The sequence below is a fragment of the Nocardia sp. NPDC051833 genome (assembly GCF_040681225.1).
Taxonomy (GTDB): Bacteria; Actinomycetota; Actinomycetes; order Mycobacteriales; family Mycobacteriaceae; genus Nocardia.
The window spans coordinates 76,555-95,630 of sequence record NZ_JBFAYK010000004.1; the positions used below are offsets into that span (position 1 = coordinate 76,555).

General features: G+C 69.4%; 23 protein-coding genes. 15 read left to right on the forward strand and 8 right to left on the reverse strand.

Annotated features, from left to right (window positions below; translation table 11 throughout):
• Window positions 1-9: 9 nt before the first annotated feature.
• The 4 genes from AB0L91_RS28665 to AB0L91_RS28680 form a co-directional block, all read right to left on the reverse strand.
• Window positions 10-618: a hypothetical protein gene (locus AB0L91_RS28665; RefSeq protein WP_365015431.1), complete on the reverse strand. Its 609-nt coding sequence runs from the start codon at window positions 616-618 to the stop codon at window positions 10-12.
• Window positions 619-729: 111 nt separating this feature from the next.
• Window positions 730-1,530 (reverse strand): SigB/SigF/SigG family RNA polymerase sigma factor, encoded by an 801-nt coding sequence (locus AB0L91_RS28670; RefSeq protein WP_365015433.1) that lies wholly within the window; start codon window positions 1,528-1,530, stop codon window positions 730-732.
• A 94-nt stretch (window positions 1,531-1,624) separates the two neighbouring features.
• Window positions 1,625-2,065, reverse strand: coding sequence for an anti-sigma factor (locus tag AB0L91_RS28675; RefSeq protein ID WP_365015435.1), 441 nt, complete (start codon window positions 2,063-2,065; stop codon window positions 1,625-1,627).
• Window positions 2,066-2,235: 170 nt separating this feature from the next.
• Window positions 2,236-2,643 carry a hypothetical protein gene (locus AB0L91_RS28680; RefSeq protein WP_365015437.1) on the reverse strand — a complete coding sequence of 136 codons (408 nt, stop codon included), beginning with the start codon at window positions 2,641-2,643 and terminating at the stop codon, window positions 2,236-2,238.
• Window positions 2,644-2,851: 208 nt separating this feature from the next.
• Here AB0L91_RS28680 and AB0L91_RS28685 point away from each other — a divergent pair, with 208 nt between their 5' ends.
• Window positions 2,852-3,169 carry a GYD domain-containing protein gene (locus AB0L91_RS28685; protein ID WP_365015438.1) on the forward strand — a complete coding sequence of 106 codons (318 nt, stop codon included), beginning with the start codon at window positions 2,852-2,854 and terminating at the stop codon, window positions 3,167-3,169.
• Here AB0L91_RS28685 and AB0L91_RS28690 read toward each other — a convergent pair whose 3' ends face one another.
• Window positions 3,170-4,192 carry an LLM class flavin-dependent oxidoreductase gene (locus AB0L91_RS28690; protein ID WP_365015440.1) on the reverse strand — a complete coding sequence of 341 codons (1,023 nt, stop codon included), beginning with the start codon at window positions 4,190-4,192 and terminating at the stop codon, window positions 3,170-3,172. It lies immediately after the preceding gene.
• Between the two features lie 402 nt (window positions 4,193-4,594).
• On the opposite strand from AB0L91_RS28690, the gene AB0L91_RS28695 reads away from it, so the two are divergent.
• Together AB0L91_RS28695 and AB0L91_RS28700 are read left to right on the forward strand one after the other, a co-directional pair.
• Window positions 4,595-5,668, forward strand: a complete 1,074-nt coding sequence (locus AB0L91_RS28695; RefSeq protein ID WP_365015956.1) for an oxygenase MpaB family protein — start codon at window positions 4,595-4,597, stop codon at window positions 5,666-5,668.
• Window positions 5,669-5,679: 11 nt separating this feature from the next.
• Complete coding sequence (locus tag AB0L91_RS28700; protein WP_355276739.1) at window positions 5,680-5,895, forward strand: hypothetical protein; 216 nt, start codon at window positions 5,680-5,682, stop codon at window positions 5,893-5,895.
• Here the strand turns inward: AB0L91_RS28700 and AB0L91_RS28705 are convergent.
• Window positions 5,887-6,654: a TetR/AcrR family transcriptional regulator gene (locus AB0L91_RS28705; RefSeq protein ID WP_365015442.1), complete on the reverse strand. Its 768-nt coding sequence runs from the start codon at window positions 6,652-6,654 to the stop codon at window positions 5,887-5,889. The genes AB0L91_RS28700 and AB0L91_RS28705 overlap by 9 nt on opposite strands.
• Before the next feature lie 181 nt (window positions 6,655-6,835).
• On the opposite strand from AB0L91_RS28705, the gene AB0L91_RS28710 reads away from it, so the two are divergent.
• Genes AB0L91_RS28710 through AB0L91_RS28760 form a run of 11 tightly spaced genes read left to right on the forward strand, consistent with a single transcriptional unit; the run spans window position 6,836 to window position 16,779 of the window.
• Window positions 6,836-7,642, forward strand: a complete 807-nt coding sequence (locus AB0L91_RS28710; RefSeq protein WP_365015957.1) for an ABC transporter permease — start codon at window positions 6,836-6,838, stop codon at window positions 7,640-7,642.
• Between the two features lies 1 nt (window position 7,643).
• Window positions 7,644-8,507 (forward strand): ABC transporter permease, encoded by an 864-nt coding sequence (locus tag AB0L91_RS28715; protein WP_365015444.1) that lies wholly within the window; start codon window positions 7,644-7,646, stop codon window positions 8,505-8,507.
• A gap of 9 nt (window positions 8,508-8,516) precedes the next feature.
• A complete protein-coding gene (locus AB0L91_RS28720) occupies window positions 8,517-9,899 on the forward strand; it encodes an MCE family protein (RefSeq protein ID WP_365015446.1) in 1,383 nt (460 codons plus the stop codon).
• Between the two features lies 1 nt (window position 9,900).
• Window positions 9,901-10,926 carry an MlaD family protein gene (locus tag AB0L91_RS28725; RefSeq protein WP_365015448.1) on the forward strand — a complete coding sequence of 342 codons (1,026 nt, stop codon included), beginning with the start codon at window positions 9,901-9,903 and terminating at the stop codon, window positions 10,924-10,926.
• Window positions 10,926-11,990: an MCE family protein gene (locus AB0L91_RS28730; protein ID WP_365015450.1), complete on the forward strand. Its 1,065-nt coding sequence runs from the start codon at window positions 10,926-10,928 to the stop codon at window positions 11,988-11,990. The genes AB0L91_RS28725 and AB0L91_RS28730 overlap by 1 nt, the downstream gene beginning before the upstream one ends.
• Window positions 11,990-13,084, forward strand: coding sequence for an MCE family protein (locus tag AB0L91_RS28735; RefSeq protein WP_365015452.1), 1,095 nt, complete (start codon window positions 11,990-11,992; stop codon window positions 13,082-13,084). The genes AB0L91_RS28730 and AB0L91_RS28735 overlap by 1 nt, the downstream gene beginning before the upstream one ends.
• On the forward strand, window positions 13,081-14,163 hold the full coding sequence (locus AB0L91_RS28740; RefSeq protein WP_365015454.1) for an MCE family protein: 1,083 nt from the start codon (window positions 13,081-13,083) through the stop codon (window positions 14,161-14,163). The genes AB0L91_RS28735 and AB0L91_RS28740 overlap by 4 nt, the downstream gene beginning before the upstream one ends.
• The gene (locus tag AB0L91_RS28745; protein ID WP_365015456.1) at window positions 14,160-15,434 is read left to right on the forward strand and encodes an MCE family protein; all 1,275 of its coding nucleotides are present in this window, start codon (window positions 14,160-14,162) and stop codon (window positions 15,432-15,434) included. Before AB0L91_RS28740 ends, AB0L91_RS28745 begins: the two co-directional genes overlap by 4 nt.
• Window positions 15,435-15,459: 25 nt before the next feature.
• Window positions 15,460-16,044, forward strand: coding sequence for a hypothetical protein (locus tag AB0L91_RS28750; RefSeq protein WP_365015458.1), 585 nt, complete (start codon window positions 15,460-15,462; stop codon window positions 16,042-16,044).
• A 5-nt stretch (window positions 16,045-16,049) separates the two neighbouring features.
• Window positions 16,050-16,643 carry an SRPBCC family protein gene (locus tag AB0L91_RS28755; protein ID WP_365015459.1) on the forward strand — a complete coding sequence of 198 codons (594 nt, stop codon included), beginning with the start codon at window positions 16,050-16,052 and terminating at the stop codon, window positions 16,641-16,643.
• Window positions 16,644-16,647: 4 nt separating this feature from the next.
• Entirely contained in the window at window positions 16,648-16,779 is a 132-nt protein-coding gene (locus tag AB0L91_RS28760; RefSeq protein WP_365015461.1) for a hypothetical protein, read from the forward strand.
• Window positions 16,780-16,781: 2 nt separating this feature from the next.
• Here AB0L91_RS28760 and AB0L91_RS28765 read toward each other — a convergent pair whose 3' ends face one another.
• Window positions 16,782-18,008, reverse strand: a complete 1,227-nt coding sequence (locus AB0L91_RS28765) for a lipase family protein (protein WP_365015463.1) — start codon at window positions 18,006-18,008, stop codon at window positions 16,782-16,784.
• A gap of 167 nt (window positions 18,009-18,175) precedes the next feature.
• Between AB0L91_RS28765 and AB0L91_RS28770 the strand changes: the two genes are divergently transcribed.
• Window positions 18,176-18,322, forward strand: a complete 147-nt coding sequence (locus tag AB0L91_RS28770; RefSeq protein ID WP_365015466.1) for a hypothetical protein — start codon at window positions 18,176-18,178, stop codon at window positions 18,320-18,322.
• A gap of 52 nt (window positions 18,323-18,374) precedes the next feature.
• Here the strand turns inward: AB0L91_RS28770 and AB0L91_RS28775 are convergent, their stop codons facing one another.
• Window positions 18,375-18,974 (reverse strand): PadR family transcriptional regulator, encoded by a 600-nt coding sequence (locus AB0L91_RS28775; protein ID WP_365015468.1) that lies wholly within the window; start codon window positions 18,972-18,974, stop codon window positions 18,375-18,377.
• Window positions 18,975-19,076: the final 102 nt, after the last annotated feature.

A 19,076-nucleotide genomic window follows, 5' to 3' on the forward strand; every position in this document is an offset into this window, starting at 1 on the left:
GCACACCGGTCAGGGCAGCACGTTGGGGATGATCTGCGGTGCCTGCTGGGCGACCAGGGTGCCGAGGTAGGCACCGGCGTAGTAACCGGCATACGTACCGACCACGCCACCGACGATGCCACCGGCGACCGCGCCGACCGGGATGCCGAGGCCCGCGGTGGGGACCGCCAGCGGGGTGGCCAGCGCCGCGCCGCCCGCCGCGCCGAGCCCGGCACCGGCCAGACCGCCGATCACCTGCCCGGCCGTCGATCCGAGGAACGTGGCGTTCTCGATCGGGCTGGCGATCGGGGCCGCCGTCGCGATCGGCCGGGCGTCCGTGCTCGGCTGCGGGACAACCGATTCCGTGTCGGCACCGAGGTACGGCTCGTCGTCGACGAAGGAGATCGGCTGCGCGGCACGGTGTTCGAGGTCCGTCGCCGCCGTCTCGAAGGCGACCTCCTCGGCCTGCGTGGCCGCGAAATCCGGCAGGTCAGGGGTGTAGGAGACGGTCTCCACCGGCGCGGCCTGGGCGGCGCCCGGCCCGATGCCGAAGGCGATCGCCGCGGGCAGCGCGACCGCCACGGGAAGTCCGCGCAAGGCCTTGCCGCGCTTGCTCACTGCTCGATGCCGTCCAGCCACCGTGATGTCCTTCCCGAGTCCACATCCGTCACCGTGCAGATCGTGGTCGGACGACCAGGCGCTACCGGGATGTGAGCGGCCTCGCTCGCACCGCGCGGTGGCTATGGGATATCAGCCCAGCGCCTGTTCGCGCAGGTCGCCCAGCGTCTTGGCCAGGATGCGCGAGACCTGCATCTGGGACACCCCGAGGCGTTCCGCGATCTGGCTCTGCGTCAGGTTCTCGTAGAACCGCATCACCAGCACCCGCTTGCTCTCCGCGGGCAGTGCGGCGATCAGGGGCGCCACCGCGATGGCGTTCTCGGTCAGCTCGTAGCAGGGTTCGTCGGCGCCGAGGGTGTCGGCGATCGGCGGCGCCGGGTTGTCGCGATCGTCGTCGGTGATCCCGTCGATCGAGTTGGTCTGGTAGCCGTTGCTCGCCACGAGCGCCCTGGTCACCTCGTCCAGCTCGACCTCGAGTTCCGCGGCCAGCTCGGGCGCGTTCGGCATCCGGCCCAAGCGCTGGGACAGTTCCTCGGTGGCCGGACCGATCCGCAGCTGGAGCTCCTTGAGCCTGCGCGGGACGTGCACGGCCCAGGTGCGATCGCGGAAGTGCCTGCGGACCTCACCCATGATGGTGGGGATCGCGAAGGACAGGAAGGTGAAGCCCCGGGTGACGTCGAACCGGTCGACGGCGAGCACGAGCCCGACCCGGGCCGTCTGCTCCAGATCGTCGAACGCCTCGCCACGGCCGGTGAACTTGCGGGCGATGTGGTCGGCCAGCGGTAGGCACCGCCGGATCACCTCGGCCCGCAGGGCCTCGTGGTGTTCGTCGTCGGACGGGAGCGCCCCCAGCTTCTCGAACCAGGGCTCGATGTTGTCGTAGCTGTCGCCGCTGGACCGGGATCGCCGGGCACCCGTCTCGCCTGCCGTCATCGTTTCCACTGTCATCGCCACGTGCCTCGCTTCCGGGCGGAGTTGGATGACAATGGGGTACCCAGCATCACGGTGGCTATGCCTCGGCGGCGGGCTACTCGGGCAGCGCGGGCCGGTGAGCTCGGCGAATCCAGCCGAATTCGATGGTCGTCGGGTAGCCGTCGCGTGCCGGGTCGTACTCGCTGTACTCCGTAGCCAGCGCGTCGGTCAGGGTCGCCGCCACGTGCCAGCCGAAGGCGTTCTCGTCGATCGCCGCGGGTGCCCGCGCGAGGGTGGAGGCACGTGCGCCGAGCACACCGTCGCGTCCGGTGAACACGCACTCGAGGTGCGAACCCGGGACGGCGGCCAGCACCAGCGCGGTGACCACCTCGTCCAGGGCCAGCAGCAGGTCGGTGACCTCGTCGAGGGCGAATCCCTCGATGAGCAGGATCGTCTCGGCGAGGGCGTGCGCCATGGTCAACTGGTCCAGTTCGGCCGGAACTGTGAAGCCGACGGCCCGCGATCGCGGCGCGCCGTCCTGGTTGCCGTTCCGCACGCCGCCTCCCTTCGTCGTCGCTGACCGGTGGACTCCCGTGCGATGAGCTCCACCCGGCGCGTACCCACACCACGCCGGGCCAATCGCCGTTCGCCGAGCCTAGACGCATTCGCGGAATCATCGGGGCGCACGTCGATGGCAACCTCAGCGGCGGTCGCGCGGACCAGGGCTCACGCTCCACCGGAACCGCTGTCCGGTCGCGGACCGTTGTCGACCTCGGCCGACAGGTGGACCACCCCGGTCGCCATGGTGCCGACCAGTGGGCCCGGCCGGACCTCGGGCGGGGTGGGCGGCGTGGACACCACCGGGCACGCCACGCTGATCCGCGCGGTGTCCCGAGGCGGAACGTGGGTGTCGACCATGACCGTCTGCCGGGGCACCGCCGAGACACCCGCCGCATCGCAGAGCACCTGTGATCGCACCCGGTAGGTGTCGTCGGTGTCGTTGCGGCAGGCGAATCCGTCGCAGGTGATCCCGGGCGCGAGTGTGGCGGCCGCCGCCTGCGGCGCGGCGAGGACGAGATGCGCGACGCCGGCGGTGGCGGCCAGCAACCCCGCGAGCTGTGCAGTGAGTTTCATGTCGGGTCCTCCCGTGCTTCGGATTACGAAACCTTTAGTTTCGAAACTATCGGTTTCGGATAATGCCAGCATCGTCGATCCGAGGCAAGGCGGTATCGCCATCGTCACGGTGGCGCATCATTGCGGCCGCGCCTTTCCGCGCCGCGTGCCGTCGTGACCTAGGCTTTTGACGCCGAGATCGCGTCCCAGTCCGAGGAGGCTCGAAGGTATGCCGAAGTACATGTGGCGGGTCAGCTATCTGCAAGACGGGGCCAACGGCCTCCTCGCACAGGGTGGTAGCGCTCGCCGCGCGGCCATCACCGAGATGGTCGAGAGCGTCGGCGGGCGGGTGGAAGCCTGCTATTTCGCCTTCGGCGACGACGATCTGTTCGTGATCGGTGAGGTCCCCGACGAGGTGGCCGCCGCGGCGCTCGCGATCCGCACCGCGGCCGCCGGTGCCGCCGTCTCGCACACCGTCGGCCTGCTCACGCCCGAGCAGATCGATGCCGCGACGGGGCTGGATGTCACCTACCGACCGCCGGAATAACTAGCCGAGCGCGGGTTTCCACCCGAGTTCGGGAGCGATCAGCGTCACCGTGTCGTGCAGGATCTGCTCGTAGTCCGCACGGTGGAACTCGTACGGCAATTCCAGGCGCAGCTCGGTGGTCAGCGCGAGCACCGGATCGGCGCGCAGCTGGTCGAGGATCTGCTCGGCGGTCCCGACGACGTCGGGGGCGAACAGCACCCGCCGCTCGCCCTGCGGTCCGAGCGTGCGTTCGTGCCTGCTCGCGGCGTAGGCCCGGTACCGCTCGCGGGTCGCGCGATCGGCGCTGTCGAACGGGACGAGGACCCGGCCGACCGCGACGCGCGCCGGTCGCGCCGGATCGATCCGCTCGCGGTAGTCGCTGATCAGGCCCCGCTGGGCGGTCGCGAAGTCGTCGCTGCGATCCCCGAAGACGATATTGCCGCTGAGCAGATTCAGTCCGCTCTCGGCGGCCCAGCGCACCGATCGGGTGCTCCCGCCGCCGTACCAGACACGATCGGCGAGGCCGGGGCTGTGCGGCTGGAGCCGGGGGCGCTGGGTGTTGCCCGGCGAGTGGATGACGGTGTCGGCGTCGCCCAGGTAGTGGCCGCGCAGGTTCTCGACCAGCCGGGCGACCCGGCCGTAGGACAGGTCGAAGGTGCGCCAGTCGCCGTCGAAGACCAGATCGCCGATCAGGTCGGCGTGCGGCGGTGTCCCTGCGCTGAACCCCGGCTGCAGGCGCCCCCGCGACAGCACGTCGGCCAGCGACAGATCCTCGGCCAGCCGGAACGGGCTCTCGTATCCGATCGGAATGACCGCGGTCCCCAACTCCACCCGGCTGGTGCGCTGGGCCGCCGCGGCCAGGAACACCGCCGCCGAACCGACCCCGTGCTCGAGATGCCGCTGCCGGACCCACGCGCCGTCGAACCCCAGACGCTCGCCGTACTCGAACAGCCGCAGGGTGTCCTCGAGGCCGGTGTACGGATCCTCGTCGAGGTAGTTGCCCGGGGTCAGGAACGCCAGCGAGCTGATCCGCGGCGTGCTCATCCCCGGCGCTCGTCGGTCTCGGTCGCCTGGGTAGCCATGTCATCGATGGAATCCGATCCGGCGGCCGACGGACAGGATTCCGCTCAGCCCGAACGCAATTCGGCTACCCGGCCCTGTGTCGAGGCGGCTTCACAGCCGAAATGTCAGTGTCTGGGTTGGTTGATCTGGATGCCCCGCTGATGCGCGCGATATCTGACTGCTGTGCGGCGACTCTGTATTCAAGTGTGGCCTCGGTCAGCAGTTTTCGGAGATAGTCCTGTGTGAGTATCTGTCTGAGTCAGTTGGCGATTTTTCGGCCGAAACCGTTGACTGGCCGCCTGAGGCAGGTCTATCGTTTCTACTCACGCGTAGTAATACTTCTACGCATGAGTAGTAAATGGATTGGAGCCCGCGATGGCAACGATGGCGTCCTTGCGTGAGTGGCTGTCGATACCCCCGCTGACGCCCGCGGAGGACTACGGATTCTTCGGTCCGGAGTCGGTCGCGTGGCAGGTCTGGAGCTACCCGACCAGCCTGACGGTCGGCTTCCAGCGGGCGGTGGTGATCGAGGAGCTGGACCCGGCGCTGGTCGCCTCGGTGGACGCCACCCATGCCATCTACGACCGGCCGCGTACCCGCTACGACCGCACCCTGCGGTATTTCGCCATGGTGATGTTCGCCGACAGTCGGTCCACCGCGCACGCGGCCGACATCCTGGTGAAGATCCACTCCAAGGGGATCGGCGTCGACCCCGTCACTCAGCGGTCCTACGACGCGAACGATCCGCAGTCCCAGCTGTGGATCCACCTGACGGCATGGCATTCCATCCTCGTCGCCTACGAGAAGTACGGGCCGGGCCGGCTCAGCGAGGCCGACGAGTTGCAGTACTGGGCGGAGTGCGCGCGGGCGGCGGAACTCCAGACCTGCGACCCCGCGGACGTGCCGCGCACCAGGGCCGGGATCAGCGAGTACTTCGAGCGGATGCGCCCGCAGCTGATCGGGTCCGACATCGCCCGCAAGGCGATGCGGCACCTGCTGCGGGCGGAGGTGATGATGCCGGAGATCCCGCTGCCGCTCCGGCCGATCTTCAAGGTCGTCTACGCCTTCCTGCGCCGCGGCACCCTGGCCACCATGCCGCGCTGGATGCGGGAGATGGCCGGATTACCGACCGGCAGGCTGCTCGACGTGCTCGTCACCACGCCGATGAGCGTCGCGTTCACGGTGGTGAGTCTCAACGCGCGCTTGCAGATTCAGCTGCTGCGGCTGATCTCGCCGATGTCGGTGCCGGTGGCCGGTCCGGTGCTGCTGAAGATCCCGCCGGCGAACGCGACCACGATGACTCCGCGCCAGGCGCAAGAACTCTACGGCTACGACATTCCCGCACAGGCCCATCAGGCACTGCGGGACAAGCAGCGGGCCAGGGTCTTCGGTCGCGGGGAAGCGCCGGACGACCAGGGGCTGATCGAGTCGCAGGCCGTGCTCGGCGAGATCGCGTAAGGGGAGCGGTGATGATCAAAGAACTGCTGGGCTACCGGATCAGCTTGCGCCAGCTCATCTTCCTCGGCATCGCCTTCGGCGTGCCGTACTTCCTGATCGGGCTGTTCTGGCTGGGCTACCACCACGAGCACCTCGCCGAACTGCACGGCTTCGACAAGCTGTTCTCGGCGATCGGCGAGATCATCGCCTGGCCGCCGTTGCTGATCTCCGACATCCGGTTACGGTGACGCCGGATGCTCGGGTGGCGTCCGCGCGTTCCCGGCCTGCCAGGCGGACACCACCGACCCGCCGGACGGGATGATCCGAGTGCCCTTGTCGTCCTTGGGCAGCGTCCTGGTCAGTGCCCGCACCGTGGGCCGGAGCGCCTGGGGGGAAGCGAGTTCCGGATTCGACAGCACCAGTCGGCCGAGCGACTCGATGAACCCGAGCATGACGCGACCGGCCAGTTCGACATCCACGTCGCTGGGTCCACCGCGCCGCGCGATGCCCGTTTCGAGCAGCTGGGCGCAGCGCTCGACGACCTTCTCCCTGGCGCCGGCGAGCAGGCCGCGATAGGAGGCGGGGGCGCCGTCGGCGGGCATGAGGATCAACCGCCAGCGCACCGGATCGTCTTGGACGGCGGTGAGGAACGCGATGACGGCCTCCTCGAACTCCGCGTCCGGGTCGGCGTCGTCGAAGCCCGCGGGCAGGGCCTCGAGGACCTGAGCGATGCCCCGGGAGTGTTCGCGCCGCAGCAGTGCGTCGAGCAGCTGGGGTGCGGTGGGGTAGATCGCGTACAGCACGGGCTTCGCGACGCCGGCCTGCTTGGCCACCGCCTGCATCGTGAGTTCGGCCAAGCCGTCCCGGCCCGCGACCGCGCGGGCGGCGTCGAGCAGTTGCTCGCGGCGTTCCTCCGGCGGTAGTCGCGGTCCGTTGCGGCGCCGCGGCCGGGCCGGGCGCGGCGGAGCGATCCGCCAGACGCCGTCGGTGTCCTCTTCGATGCTCATCGAGAAATGATCCCCCACCGGCAGGGTGCCGCGCTGTCGGCGCCGTCAGTGTCCATATATCTACTCTAGCGTAGTAATTACTAACTACTTCACCGTAGAAAATGTCCGCGGAGAGTGAACCATCGTGCAGCAGTCGTCGACTACAGCTCCACCACCGGGCGGAGATGCCCGTGATCAGGTCATCACCTTCGGGCTGACCTACTGGCGCGACCACCCGCAACGGGCCGTCGAGACGGCCGGGCGCCAGGTCCTGATGACAGGGCGGGCGCTGGCCGAACTGATCCGCGCGCTGGTCACCCGGCGCTTTCCGGCCACGGAATTCGTCAAGCAGTGCGCGTTCATGGCCAGTGTGTCGGCGACGCCGACGCTGCTGGTCGCCGTTCCCATCGCCGTCGTGGTGTCGATCCAGGTCGGCTCGCTCGTCAGCCAGGTCGGGGCGACCACCTTCATCGGCGCGGTCAACGGGCTCGGCATCATCCGCCAGGGTGCCCCGCTGGTGACCTCGCTGATGATCGCCGGCGCGGTGGGGTCGGCGATCTGCGCGGATCTCGGTTCGCGCACCATCCGGGAGGAGATCGACGCCATGGTCGTGATGGGCGTCGATCCCGTCCGCCGCCTGGTCGCCCCGCGCCTCGCCGCCGCCGTCGTGATCAGCACCCTGCTGTGCGGGCTGGTCGTGTTCGTCGGCTTCGCGACCGGCTACGTGTTCAACGTCTACATCCAGGGCGGGACGCCGGGCTCCTATGTCGGCACCTTCGCCTCCTTCGCGGTGGCCGCCGATCTGGTCGTCGCGATGGTCAAGGCCGCGGTCTTCGGCGCGCTGGCGGCGATCATCGCCTGCGACACCGGGCTGCACACCCGGGGCGGACCGGCGGGCGTGGCCGACGCGGTGAACTCCGCGGTCGTCAACTCCGCGATCGTCCTGTTCGCGGCCAACATCATCCTCACCCAGCTCTACAACGCGGTGTTCCCGTCGAAGGTGCTCTGAGATGGCGTCCGGTTACGTTCCACCACTGTTGCGTCCGCTCGCCCGGCTGCGCGCCGCCGCCACCGCGCCGGCGACCGTGCCGGTGCGGCTCGGCCATCAGGGACTGGTGTTCCTGCAGGCGGTCGCGGCTGTTCCCTTCGTGCTCAGGCACTATCGGAAGGAACTGCTGCGGCTGATCACCGACGTGAGCTTCGGCAACGGCTCGTTGATCGTCGGCGGCGGCGTGATCGGTGTGGTGGTGATCCTCTGCGGTTTCGGCGGGATCACCGTCGGCATGGAGTCGCACACCGCGCTGAGCCTGCTCACCATGAGCCCGCTGACCGGCGCGATCTCCGGATTCGCCACCACGCGGGAACTGGCGCCGCTGCTGGCGACCCTCGCGTTCGGAGCCCAGGCCGGCTGCCGGTTCACCGCGCAGCTGGGCTCGATGCGCATCTCCGAGGAGATCGACGCCCTGGAGTCCATCGCCATCCGGCCGCTGCCCTACCTGATCACGACGCGGATGCTGGCGGCGGTCGTCGCCATCGTGCCGCTCTACACCGCGGGCCTGGCCGTCGCCTATCTCGCGACGCGATTCACCGTGGCCTTCCTCGGCGGGACGACGCTGGGCACCTACGACCACTACTTCCACCAGTTCCTCGACCCGGTGGACGTGGCCTATTCGATCCTCAAGATCATCGTCTTCGCCGCCGTGGCGACCTTCATCCAGTGCTACTACGGCTTCACCGCGGCGGGCGGACCCGAGGGTGTCGGCGTCGCCTCCGGCCGGGCGATCCGGATGACCATCGTCACCGTCGTGTTCGTCAATCTCCTGTTCTCCCTGTCGATCTGGGGGATCGACCCCGGCATCCGGATCACGGGATAGGCGGCGACCATGATTCTCGATCCCAGTGGTCGCGGCCCGAGTGCGCTGCGACTCGGCCTGTTCGGCGTGCTCATCGCGGTGCTCCTCGCCGCGGTCGTCTACCTGCTCGGACTGCGCTACAACGGCGAGTTCCTCGACACCGTCGAGGTGACCGCGCGGATGACCAGCACCGGCGACGGCGTCCCCGAGCGCGCCGATGTCACCTTCCGCGGGGTGCTGGTCGGCCAGGTCGCAGGCACCGACATCGCCGCGCGGGGCGAGCGGCAGGAGGTGCGGTTGCGCATCGAACCCGCACTGGCCCAGCGTATTCCCGCCACGGTCACCGTCAGGGTGGTGCCGAACAACATCTTCGGCGTCACCGCCGTCGAACTCGTCGACAACGGCCCGGCGCCGGACCCGCTGCGCGACGGCGCCACCGTCACCCAGGACACCAGCGAGGTCGGCGCCCAGTTGCAGACGACCCTGACCACCCTGCGGACCGTGCTCGACGCCATCGATCCGATCCGGCTGGCCACCGTCCTCGGCACGCTGGCCGACGCGCTCGACCCCAGCTACCGCATGCCCGGCTCCACCATCGAACGACTCGACACCTGGACCACCCAGGTCCGGACGACACCGGGGATCGGTGACCTGCTCGGCGATCTCGGCGCCGCGGCGTCGGCGGTCAACGAGTCCGCGCCGCAGCTGGTCGACACCCTCGTCTCGTCGGTGACCGCGGCGCGCACCCTCACCGAGAAACGCGCGAACCTGATCGCGCTGCTGACCGCCGCGCGCGGCGCGGTCGGTGTCACCAACACCCTCTTCGAGCGCAATCCGGACGCGGGCCCGGAACTGGTCGGCGGGCTGCACGAGACCTTCGGCGCGCTGGCCGCCGACTCCGGTGCCATCGGCACCGCGGTCGCCAATCTCGACACCGCGCTGCGCAAGCTGGCGACCGTCTTCAACTGGGGACCCGACCGGCAGATGCGCTGGGTCGTCGACGTCAGCTTCACCCCCTTCACCCAGTACACCGCGGCGGACTGCCCTCGATACGGCAGCCTGGCCGGGCCGCGCTGTGGCGGAGCGACGGTGCCGTATACCGCGCCGGAGCAGCACATTCCGACCCAGCTGCTGCCGGGCAGGCTGGAAGCGGCGGGCCCGCCGCCCGCGGTCCCCGGTCTCCCAGCGATTCCCGGCCTGCCCGCGGTCCCCGGTCTGACACTGAGCGCGGTCGTCCCCGGCCCCGCCGCCCCGGCGTCGGCCACCGCACCGGCGTCGCTGCACGGCATCGAAGCCATCGAGGCGCTCGTCGGGCGACCGCCGAACGCCGCGCAACTGGTGCTGCTCACGCCGGTCCTGGCCGACGGGGCAGTCCAGGTCACCTACGCCGACGCACCGCCGATGGGGAACTGACATGATGAAAACCCGCACCGCCCTGCTGATCTTGACGCTGTTCGTCGGGCTGGCCCTGGTGGCCGGTTACACGATCTTCTCGACCTTGCAGCGCGGAGTCAGCGGCGACACCGTCCGCTACACCGCGACTTTCGGCAATGTCCTCGGTCTGCGGGTGGGCGACGACGTCCGCATGGCCGGAATCCGCGTCGGCCGAGTGGATGCCATCGAACTCGACGCCGACCGCCGCGCCTCGGTGGTGCTGCGCGTGCAGTCACGCCATCAGCTCACCACCACGACCAAGGCACTGATCCGCTATCAGAACCTGATCGGGCAGCGGTATGTGGCGCTGGCCGCCGGGGACCGTGGCGGGAACCGGCTGCCCCCGGACGGGACCATTCCCTACGAGCGCACCGAATCGTCCTTCGACGTGTCCACGGTGCTGGCCGGCTTCGAACCACTGTTCGCGACCCTGGAGCCCGACGACATCAACTCGTTGTCGCACACCCTGATTCAGGCCCTCCAGGGCGACGGGGTATCGCTCAGCGCGCTGGTCACCCAGGCCGCGCAACTGGCGAGTACCTTCCGCGACCGGGACGAGATCCTCGGGCAGGTGATCACCAATCTCGGTGGGGTGGTGGAGGGTCTGGCCAACCGCAGCGGTGAGCTGGAGACACTGATCACCCAGTCGCGCACGCTCACCGTCGAGCTCTACGAGCAGGGCACGACGCTCGCGTCCGCGGTCGAGCAGGCCTCGGGGTCGACCAGGCAGCTCGCCGATCTCATCGCCCGGATCAGGCCCGGGCTCGCGCAGGCGCAGCAGTCCGCGAACGAGGGCGTGCGCCTGCTGATCGCCAACGGCGCGCGGCTCGACATCACCGCCGCCGAACTGCCGTTCGTCCTGGCCGGCCTCGCCCGGATCAGCGGCAACGGCACCTACATCAACTCCTATGTCTGCAGTCTCGACGTCTCGCTGTGGGGCGTGGTGCTGCCGCCCGGGATGTTGACCCAGATCGGTGGCAATTCCCATTCGGAGGTATGCCGGTAATGACGTCCACCCGACCATCCGAGCGCCTGCGCGCGCTGCTGCCCACGGCGCGGCGACTGTGGCAGGCGATACCGAGCTTCGCGGACAATCGCCACTGGTGGCTCGGCCTGGGCGCGGGCGCGGCGGTGCTGGTGCTGCTGTTCGGCTCGAGCGCGCTCACCCGGTTCGACCTCGGCAACCGCACCGTGCACGCCGAATTCGCCCAGACCGCCGGGCTCCGCGCCGGCGACAGTGTCGATATCGCGGGCATCGAAGTCGGCACGGTGAAGTCGACGCGACTGGCCGGCGACCGGATCGAGGCCGCGCTCTCGATCGACAACGACATCCGCGTCGGCGACGACGCCAGAGCCGCGATCAAGATGTCGACCATCCTCGGCCGGATGCACGTCGAACTCGATCCGGGCGCGCCCTCGGCGCCGGAGAGCAAGCGAATTCCCCTGGACCGGACCGAAGTTCCCTACAACCTGGCCAAGGTCGTCAACGACGACAAGTACACCCACTCCTTCGAGCACCTCGAACGGGTGGACCCCGTGGCCCTGCGGGCATCGCTGGACGCCCTCGCCCGGCAGATGGGCGACTCGCCGCAGCTGACCGCGACGGCGTTGGACTCGGTGGGTTCGCTGGCCCAGGTGATCAGCGAGCGCCGGGACGAGGTCGAGCAGCTGCTGCGCAATATCGACAAGGTCTCCAGCGTGGTCTCCGACAACCAGAATGCCGTTCTCCTGCTGCTGACCCGCGGCCAGGCCATCGGCGACGCGGTCGCCCGGCGGCAGACCCTGGTCACCCAGCTGCTCGACAGTATCGCCGCGGTCTCGAAGGACCTGCAGGCGATGGGGATCGACAACGGGGGACAGCTCGCGCCGTTGATCGCCGATCTGAACACGATGTCGGCGGGCCTGCAGAACAACAAGGCCAACCTCGACAGCTTGTTCCAGATCATGCCGGTCACGCTCCGGCAGTTCAACAACTCCCTCGGCAACGGCCCGTACGGGGAGCTCTATCTGCCGTGGATGTTCCCCGACAACTGGCTGTGTGCCGTTCAGGCCGTAGCGGGGTGCCGCTGATGCGCACGAGATTCGTCCGGCTGGCCGTCGTGGCCGCTGTCGCTGTGTTGTTGTCGGGCTGCTCGGCGCTGCCGCACAGCCTGACCTCCCTGCCGGACCGGCTGCTCGGCCGCGAGAAGACCTTCACGGCGGATTTCGAGAATGTCGCGGGCCTGTACGTCGGCAACGAGGTCTCCGTCCTCGGCATGCCGGTGGGCCGGGTGACCGCGCTGGTCCCCAAAGGCGAGTACGTGCAGGTGCACATGGTCGTCGACCCCGAGGTCGACGTGCCCGCCGACGTGATCGCGGCGCTGGTCTCCCCGCAGATGATCACCAACCGGCACATCGAACTCACCCCCGCCTACACCGGCGGCCCCACCCTGTCCGACGGCGCCCACATCCCGTTCGCCCGCACCAGGACACCGGTCGAGCTGGACCGCATCCTGCGCAACTTCGACGACATCGGAAAGGCACTGGCGGGCAACAACTCCGATGGTCCGATGGCGAGCCGGGTGCTGTTCCCGCTGCTCGACGGAAACGGTGACCGCATTCGCGAAACCCTGGACGCGCTCGCCGGCGCCTTCGACGTGACCCTGGCCAACAAGGACCAGATCGCCAACGCGATCGTCCGGCTCAACGACGTCACCCAGATTCTCGCCGACAACGACGCGACGGTCCGTGACTTCAGCGCCCGGCTCACCCAGCTGGTCACGCTGATGCGCGAGCAGTCCCCGGGACTACAGGCCGTGCTCACCCAGATCAACGACTTCGTCGCCAACACCAGCGCCGTCGTCGGGGAGAACGAGCAACCGCTGACCGACGCGCTGCTGCGCCTGATCACGATCACCGCGCAGATGCGCGACCATGCCCGCGGACTCACCGAGATCGTCGACATCGCACCGCTGTTCCTCGACAACCTCGGCAACGCGGTCAGTCCCGAGGCCAAGGCGGTGCGCCTGCACCTGCTGACGGACAAGAGCCTGCTCGACAACGAGTTGCTCGCGCTGTTCTGCCAGCGGGTCGAGCTCCGGGCCGACGGCTGCCGGACCGGCAAGCTGCAGGACTTCGGGCCCGACTTCGGACTGTTCGCCGCACTGCTGGGACTGACCCGATGAGGCCCCGGCTCGCCCGGGCGGCGGTCCTGGCGCTGGCGGCCTGCTCGGTCGCCGGCTGCGCCGTGACCGTCGACTCCATGCCCCTGCCCAAGCCCGGCCTCGACGGCCCCACCTACACGGTGCGGGCGCTGTTCGACAATGCGCTGAACCTGCCCGATCGCGCGCACGTGAAGACCGGCGGGACCGACATCGGCGTCGTCACCGGCCTCGACACCACCGATTTCGTGGCCACCGTCGACCTGGAGATCCGCGCGGATGTCCGGCTGCCACGCGGATCGCGGGCCGAACTCCGCCAGCCGACCCCGCTCGGTGACATCTACGTCGCGATCGTGCTGCCCGAACTCCGTTCCGGCACACCGATGCTCGCCGACGGTGACGTGATCGACCGGGACCACACCTCGGCGGGCGCCTCGGTCGAGGAACTGATGATGTCGTTGTCGATGCTGCTCAACGGCGGCGCGCTCAGCCAGGTGGCCCGGATCACCAGCGAGTCGAACTCGATGTTCGCGGGCCGCGGTCCCCAGCTCGCGCACCTGCTGACCGAGCTGACCGCCACGCTCACCGCGCTCAACGAACGAACCGGTCAGATCGACGCCGTCCTGCACGGTCTCGACGCGCTCAGCGTCACCCTCAACCAGCGCAGAGCCGAGCTCGGCCAGGCCGCCGACACCTTCCCGCCGCTGATCTCGGTGCTCACCGAGAACAATCGCGCCATCACCGAGCTCACCGCCGATGTCTCGGTCACCCTCGGCGCGCTGGGCGAGTTCACGTCCACCAGCAGCGCGGATTTCGTCGGCCTCTTCGACAGCGTGCAGGCCTTGATGACCGGCTTCACCCAGATGGGCGACAACCTGGCCGGCGCGCTCGACCAGCTGCACGCGCTGCACCCGTCGCTGCTGGCGACCACCCAGGGCACCAGCCTCGCGGTCGCGGCGACGATTTCCTACCTCAGCGTCGGCGCCCTGACCGACCCGCAGGGCAGCAGGTTGCCCGACGGCTCCGACCCCGGCGCCTTCGTCGGCAGCCTCGCCGAAGTCCTCGCCCGGGTGATCGGCCGATTGCAGGGCGGTGGGCGATGACCGAGTACCCCCGAGGCAGCGTCCGGTACACGCTGGCGCTCGTGTTCACCGCCGGAATCTGGTTCGCCGGTGTGGCACTCGAGGTCGCCGCGCAATACCTGCTCCGGGCCGCGGGCTGGGCGAAACACCATGTCAACGGCATCGCGGCGGTGGGGCTGGTGCTGACGCTGCTGGTGAGCGGCGGATATCTGCTCGTCGATGTCATCCGGGTCGACCCGCGGCGGGACAGCATCACCGTCCGGGTGGAACTGGCCGGCTCCGGTGGGCTGCTCGAGCATTCCGATGCCACCTTCCGCGGCGTGCGGGTCGGGACGGTGCGCTCGTTGGAGTTGTCCGAGACCGGTGTCACCGCCGTCGTCGATATCGATGCCGGATATCACGTGCCCGCGGGTGGCGCTGTCGTCGTCGCCCGATTGTCGGCCGCGGGGGAGCAGTACCTCGATTTCCGGCCCGATTCCAACGACGCCCCGTACCTGTCCGACGGCGCGGTCGTCGAACGGGACCGGACCGCGACACCGGTCACCATCGACGAGTTCCTCACCGACACGGCCGGTTTCATCGGCGGCCTGAATCCACAGCGGCTCAACGTCATCGTCGCTGAACTCGACAGGGCGCTGGCCGGTGGGCCGGACCAGTTGCGCACCGTGATCAGCGGGATCAGCCAGGCCATGGTGGGGATGACGGAGCTGCTTCCGCAGACCCGCAACCTCGTCGAGAAGCTGTCGGTCATCGCGGAGACGACCTCGCACGCCCAGCCGGACCTGCGCACGCTCGTCGAAGGGTCGGGCGTGCTGTTCGGGCAGTTCGCCGCCGCCGACCAGGAGCTGCGGCGCCTGCTCGACCTCGGCCCCGGACAGCTGGCGACGCTCGGCGGGGTGGTCGCCGAGACCACCGACCCGATCACGAACCTGGTGACCAACCTGCGGGCCATCACCCGCGCGGCCCGGCTGCGCACTCCGGCGCTGACGGCGCTGTTCCCGGCCTTGCGCACGGGCACGGCTCTGCTCGGAGTTCCCGCGCACGACAACGCCTTCCACACGATGGTGGACATCTGGCCGCGGCCGTTCTGCGAGTACGACACCATCCCGGTCTCGCCCGCCACCGTCTCCGACGGCACCGTCCGCCTCTACAACTACTGCGTCACCAGCGATCCCGCGCAGCAGGTCCGCGGGTCGGCCAACGCGCCACGGCCCGCGACGCCCGACAACACCGCCGGACCACCGCCGGGCAGCACCGGCGACGAGCGGTCCGCGCCGCTGCCCGGCCGTTGATGCCCCCGCCACCGAAAGGAACCCCATGACCGACACCGACGAATCGACAGCCCCCGCCGCGGCGGAATCCGAGGAAACCGCCACCGCGGCAACACCATCGCGCAGCCGGAATCGCACCACCTCGATCGTGGTCGCCCTGGCCGTCGCCTTCGGCATCGGCGGAACAGCCGGCGGCGGGTACTTCGGCTGGCAGCACCACCGTGCCGGGGAACTCGACCGGGCGCGCACCGAGGCGCGGGCGGCGGCCTGCGCCTACGGCTCGGTGCTGTCGACCTACAACGCCACCGATCTCGATGCCTACTTCGCCGCCGTGCTCGACCGGGCCACCGGCGCGTGGAAACAGGAATTCGAGTCCACCAGCGCCGATCTGCGCGAGGTGCTGGTCCAGGGCCGGGTGCAGTCGACGGCGGGCACCGTCGACTGCGCGATCGCCACCAGTGACACGGAGTCCGCCGAGGCGATCGTCGTCGTCGACCAGTCCATCGCCAGTGTCGGGACGCAGCAGCAGCCCCGGCGCGGTCAGCTGTCGATCACCCTGTCGCTGACCAAGTCCGGCGACCGATGGCTGACCAGCAAAGTCTCCTCGCCCCTGCTGCGCCCCGCCCCGTGACACCCATGGTGTGGTTCGGTCTCCTCGGTTCCGCGCTCGGCGCGCTCCTCGTGGCCGCGGGTGGCGGTCTCGTCGTCCTCCTCGTCCTGCAACGCCGCGCTGTCCGCCTGCGCGCCACCGAGATCGCGCCGGTCGACGACCCGACGATCCGGCTGCTCGAATCCCGGCGCCCGACCTTCCGGATGACGGTCGAGCAGTACTTCCCCGCCATGCCCTGGGAAGTGTGGTCCGCCCTCGAAGACGGGGCCTTCACCTGGATCCCGATGATCGACGGCGTCAGCTACCGCGACCAGGCGCGTGGTCCCGGCACCGTCCGCACCCTCGACGCCATCGTCTTCGCCGCCGCGGAACAGGTCACCCGCCGCGATCCGCACACCCGGTTGAGCGTGGCCGCCGTCAAGACCTCGATCCCGCTGCTCGTCGAGTCCTACACGATGGATTTCCAGCTCACCGAAACACCCGACGGCGCAACGCTTCTCCGCTGGACGATCGCAGGCAGGCCCGCCGTCTTCGCCTTCGTACCGCTGAGCTGGACCGCCCCTTTCCTCCGTCCGTTCGTCCGGGTCGTCCTCGGGCGATGGGCGAACTACTACCGCTGAGGGGGTGACCGTGCATCCGGTGCCGAACTACGCCGCCGGGGCCTTCGTCGACGGCCGCATCGTGACCGAGGTGGTCGCTACCTGTGGTCTGCCCTGCGGCTGGCGGGGAGTGTCCGACCGGACCACGATGACCTGAGCTCAGCAGGTGCTCGGCGCCGGTTTGTCGGCGAAACGGTCGGCCAGGTAGGTCAGGGCCGTCGGCAGTCCGACCATGGCCTCGGTGCCGTGCTCGCCGATCGGATGCTCGACGACTTGCACGGGAATGCCGGTGGCGCAGTAGTTCCCGGCCAAGGCCCGGGCCGCCGACACGGGGGCGAATTCGTCGGCGACGGCGTGGTAGATCAGGGTCGGCGCGGTGGGGGCGCCCGGGCGGTACCGGGGGCTGGCACGCCGCACCACCGCGTTCAATTCGGGGTTGTTCGTGATCGATCCGGGCCACGCCTCCAACGCCGCCGCGTCGAGAAAGGGATACGCGACGGCGGCGTCGGTCAGGCACTCCGCGTCGACGGCTGCCATGACGCCGCGGCCGTATTCGTTGAGGTACCGGGAGATATCGGCGTCCGGGTAGGACCGGTTCAACCCCGCCAGCCCGATCACGACGGCTCCGCCGAGGGCGCTACCGCTGAAGCCGGACAGGGTGGCCTCGAGATCCGCCACGGTCCCGCCCAGTGCCACCCCGGTCACCCGGAGCTCCGGGGCATAGGTGCGCTGCGCTTGCGCCGCGATGGCGCTGGCCTGCGCCCCGCCGGAGTATCCCCACAGCCCGATCGGCGCCGCGGGATCGACCCCCGCGGGTGTGAACGCCGTGGCGGCGCGGATGCCGTCCAGCACGCCGCGGGCGTACCCGTCGGCGCCGAACAGATCGGAGTCGGGCCCCTGGAAGTCCGGCACGACCACGGCCCACCCCTGTTCCAGCGCGAACCGGATCATGCCGGTCTCGGTGTACGCGTTGCTCGGAACGCGGTTCAGCCCGCCGCGCAGCGCGTACGAGGGAGTGCATTTCGCGCCGACACCGTCTTCGGCGACCTGGTACGACAGCAGCGGACGCGGACCACTTCCGGTCCATTCGCGCTGCGGCACGAGAACTGTCGCGATGTAGGCGCGAGGCGTCCCATGGTTGTCGATCGTCTTGTACTGCACCTGCCACGCGTGCGCGGGCAGTGGCTGCCCGAACGACTCCGGTTCGATCACCCGGGACGCGAGTACCTTCCCGTCGGCCACCCCCGCGAGACCGCCGGGCTCGACGTAGAACGAATCCTGTTCCGGCGGCGGCACTGCCGCGGCCGCTCCCGCGCACGCGACCACCAGCGCGAACGCCACACCGGCGACCGCCGCCCGCATCGCCGCGATCTCCACTACCCGCATTGCCCGCTCCCACCCCTGGAACCTGTTCTAGTTCGAGCGAGCGTAGTGCATTCGACGGGCCACTGGACCGGGTAGCGGGAAGGCCCTCGCCGATGCCGGTTCGGTAACGCAACTGTTGGGCTGTCGCCCGCCCGCTGTGCGGTGTGGGCAGCGGGTATCCGAAGGGAATGGTCGATGCTGACCAGGGGAAGTTTCATGATTCGTGCGGCCGGGACCACGGCGGCGGCGGTGCGATGCCGGGGCTCTACCTCGCCGAACACCAGTGGCACCTGGCCTGCGAATTCGGCAACCGGATCGGCGCGTACCTGCGCTGATCGTCGCTCGACGGGCGTTCGCCGCCGGGAAACGCGGGCTCCGGTCGTGTGGTCACCGGCGGGTGGTCGAGTCCTCGCCGTCGGCCGGATCGGCCGCAGTCGCGTCGCGGCGTCGGATGGCGTCCAGGCTGAACCGGGCCCAGCGGATGTTCTCCTGTTCGAAGGCGATGCCGCGCAACAGGGTCAGGTAGGGGCCGATGTGCGCGGATTCGCTGAGGTAGGCCTGCTCGCTGCGGCCTGCGAGCAGGCGGGTTCGCGACCGTTCGTAGCGGGCGAGCTTCGCCTCCGCCCAGCCGATGCGCTCGATCAGGACCGCGGCCACGGCGGCGGCGTCGCCGGAGTCCATGCCCTGCACCTTGACCAGCATCTCGTCGCGGATGACAGTGGGTTTGGTCGAGTCGGCGATGAAGGCGCGCAGGGCCTCCCGGCCGGATTCGGTGATCGAATGCAGCCGCTTGTTCGGCCGCTTCTCCTGCTCGACCACCCGCGCCTCGATGAGGCCGTCGGCCGTCATCCGCTCGAGCTCCTTGTACAGCTGCTGGGGGGTCGCCATCCAGTAGTTCGCGACCGCCGCGTCGAAGAGCTTGGCCAGGTCGTAGCCGGACGCCTCGCCTTCCATCAGCGTGGCCAGCACCGCATGTCGTAACGCCATCGGCCGATTCTACAGGATTGAACTATTCAATTCTGGCACTGATAGCGCCACCCTGGACAGCGATGTCGACGCGGGATAGCCTCGATCAAATCTATTCAATTA

Bases quoted from the DNA above. Each gene is read 5' to 3' on its own strand.
- AB0L91_RS28735 (WP_365015452.1), top strand. From the start codon at position 11,990: ATGCGCACGAGATTCGTCCGGCTGGCCGTCGTGGCCGCTGTCGCTGTG.
- AB0L91_RS28730 (WP_365015450.1), top strand. From the start codon at position 10,926: ATGACGTCCACCCGACCATCCGAGCGCCTGCGCGCGCTGCTGCCCACG.
- AB0L91_RS28700 (WP_355276739.1), top strand. From the start codon at position 5,680: ATGATCAAAGAACTGCTGGGCTACCGGATCAGCTTGCGCCAGCTCATC.
- AB0L91_RS28690 (WP_365015440.1), bottom strand. From the start codon at position 4,192: ATGAGCACGCCGCGGATCAGCTCGCTGGCGTTCCTGACCCCGGGCAAC.
- AB0L91_RS28775 (WP_365015468.1), bottom strand. From the start codon at position 18,974: ATGGCGTTACGACATGCGGTGCTGGCCACGCTGATGGAAGGCGAGGCG.
- AB0L91_RS28670 (WP_365015433.1), bottom strand. From the start codon at position 1,530: ATGACGGCAGGCGAGACGGGTGCCCGGCGATCCCGGTCCAGCGGCGAC.
- AB0L91_RS28695 (WP_365015956.1), top strand. From the start codon at position 4,595: ATGGCGTCCTTGCGTGAGTGGCTGTCGATACCCCCGCTGACGCCCGCG.
- AB0L91_RS28725 (WP_365015448.1), top strand. From the start codon at position 9,901: ATGATGAAAACCCGCACCGCCCTGCTGATCTTGACGCTGTTCGTCGGG.
- AB0L91_RS28685 (WP_365015438.1), top strand. From the start codon at position 2,852: ATGCCGAAGTACATGTGGCGGGTCAGCTATCTGCAAGACGGGGCCAAC.
- AB0L91_RS28680 (WP_365015437.1), bottom strand. From the start codon at position 2,643: ATGAAACTCACTGCACAGCTCGCGGGGTTGCTGGCCGCCACCGCCGGC.
- AB0L91_RS28720 (WP_365015446.1), top strand. From the start codon at position 8,517: ATGATTCTCGATCCCAGTGGTCGCGGCCCGAGTGCGCTGCGACTCGGC.
- AB0L91_RS28715 (WP_365015444.1), top strand. From the start codon at position 7,644: ATGGCGTCCGGTTACGTTCCACCACTGTTGCGTCCGCTCGCCCGGCTG.
- AB0L91_RS28770 (WP_365015466.1), top strand. From the start codon at position 18,176: ATGGTCGATGCTGACCAGGGGAAGTTTCATGATTCGTGCGGCCGGGAC.
- AB0L91_RS28745 (WP_365015456.1), top strand. From the start codon at position 14,160: ATGACCGAGTACCCCCGAGGCAGCGTCCGGTACACGCTGGCGCTCGTG.
- AB0L91_RS28755 (WP_365015459.1), top strand. From the start codon at position 16,050: ATGGTGTGGTTCGGTCTCCTCGGTTCCGCGCTCGGCGCGCTCCTCGTG.
- AB0L91_RS28705 (WP_365015442.1), bottom strand. From the start codon at position 6,654: ATGAGCATCGAAGAGGACACCGACGGCGTCTGGCGGATCGCTCCGCCG.
- AB0L91_RS28750 (WP_365015458.1), top strand. From the start codon at position 15,460: ATGACCGACACCGACGAATCGACAGCCCCCGCCGCGGCGGAATCCGAG.
- AB0L91_RS28765 (WP_365015463.1), bottom strand. From the start codon at position 18,008: ATGCGGGTAGTGGAGATCGCGGCGATGCGGGCGGCGGTCGCCGGTGTG.
- AB0L91_RS28740 (WP_365015454.1), top strand. From the start codon at position 13,081: ATGAGGCCCCGGCTCGCCCGGGCGGCGGTCCTGGCGCTGGCGGCCTGC.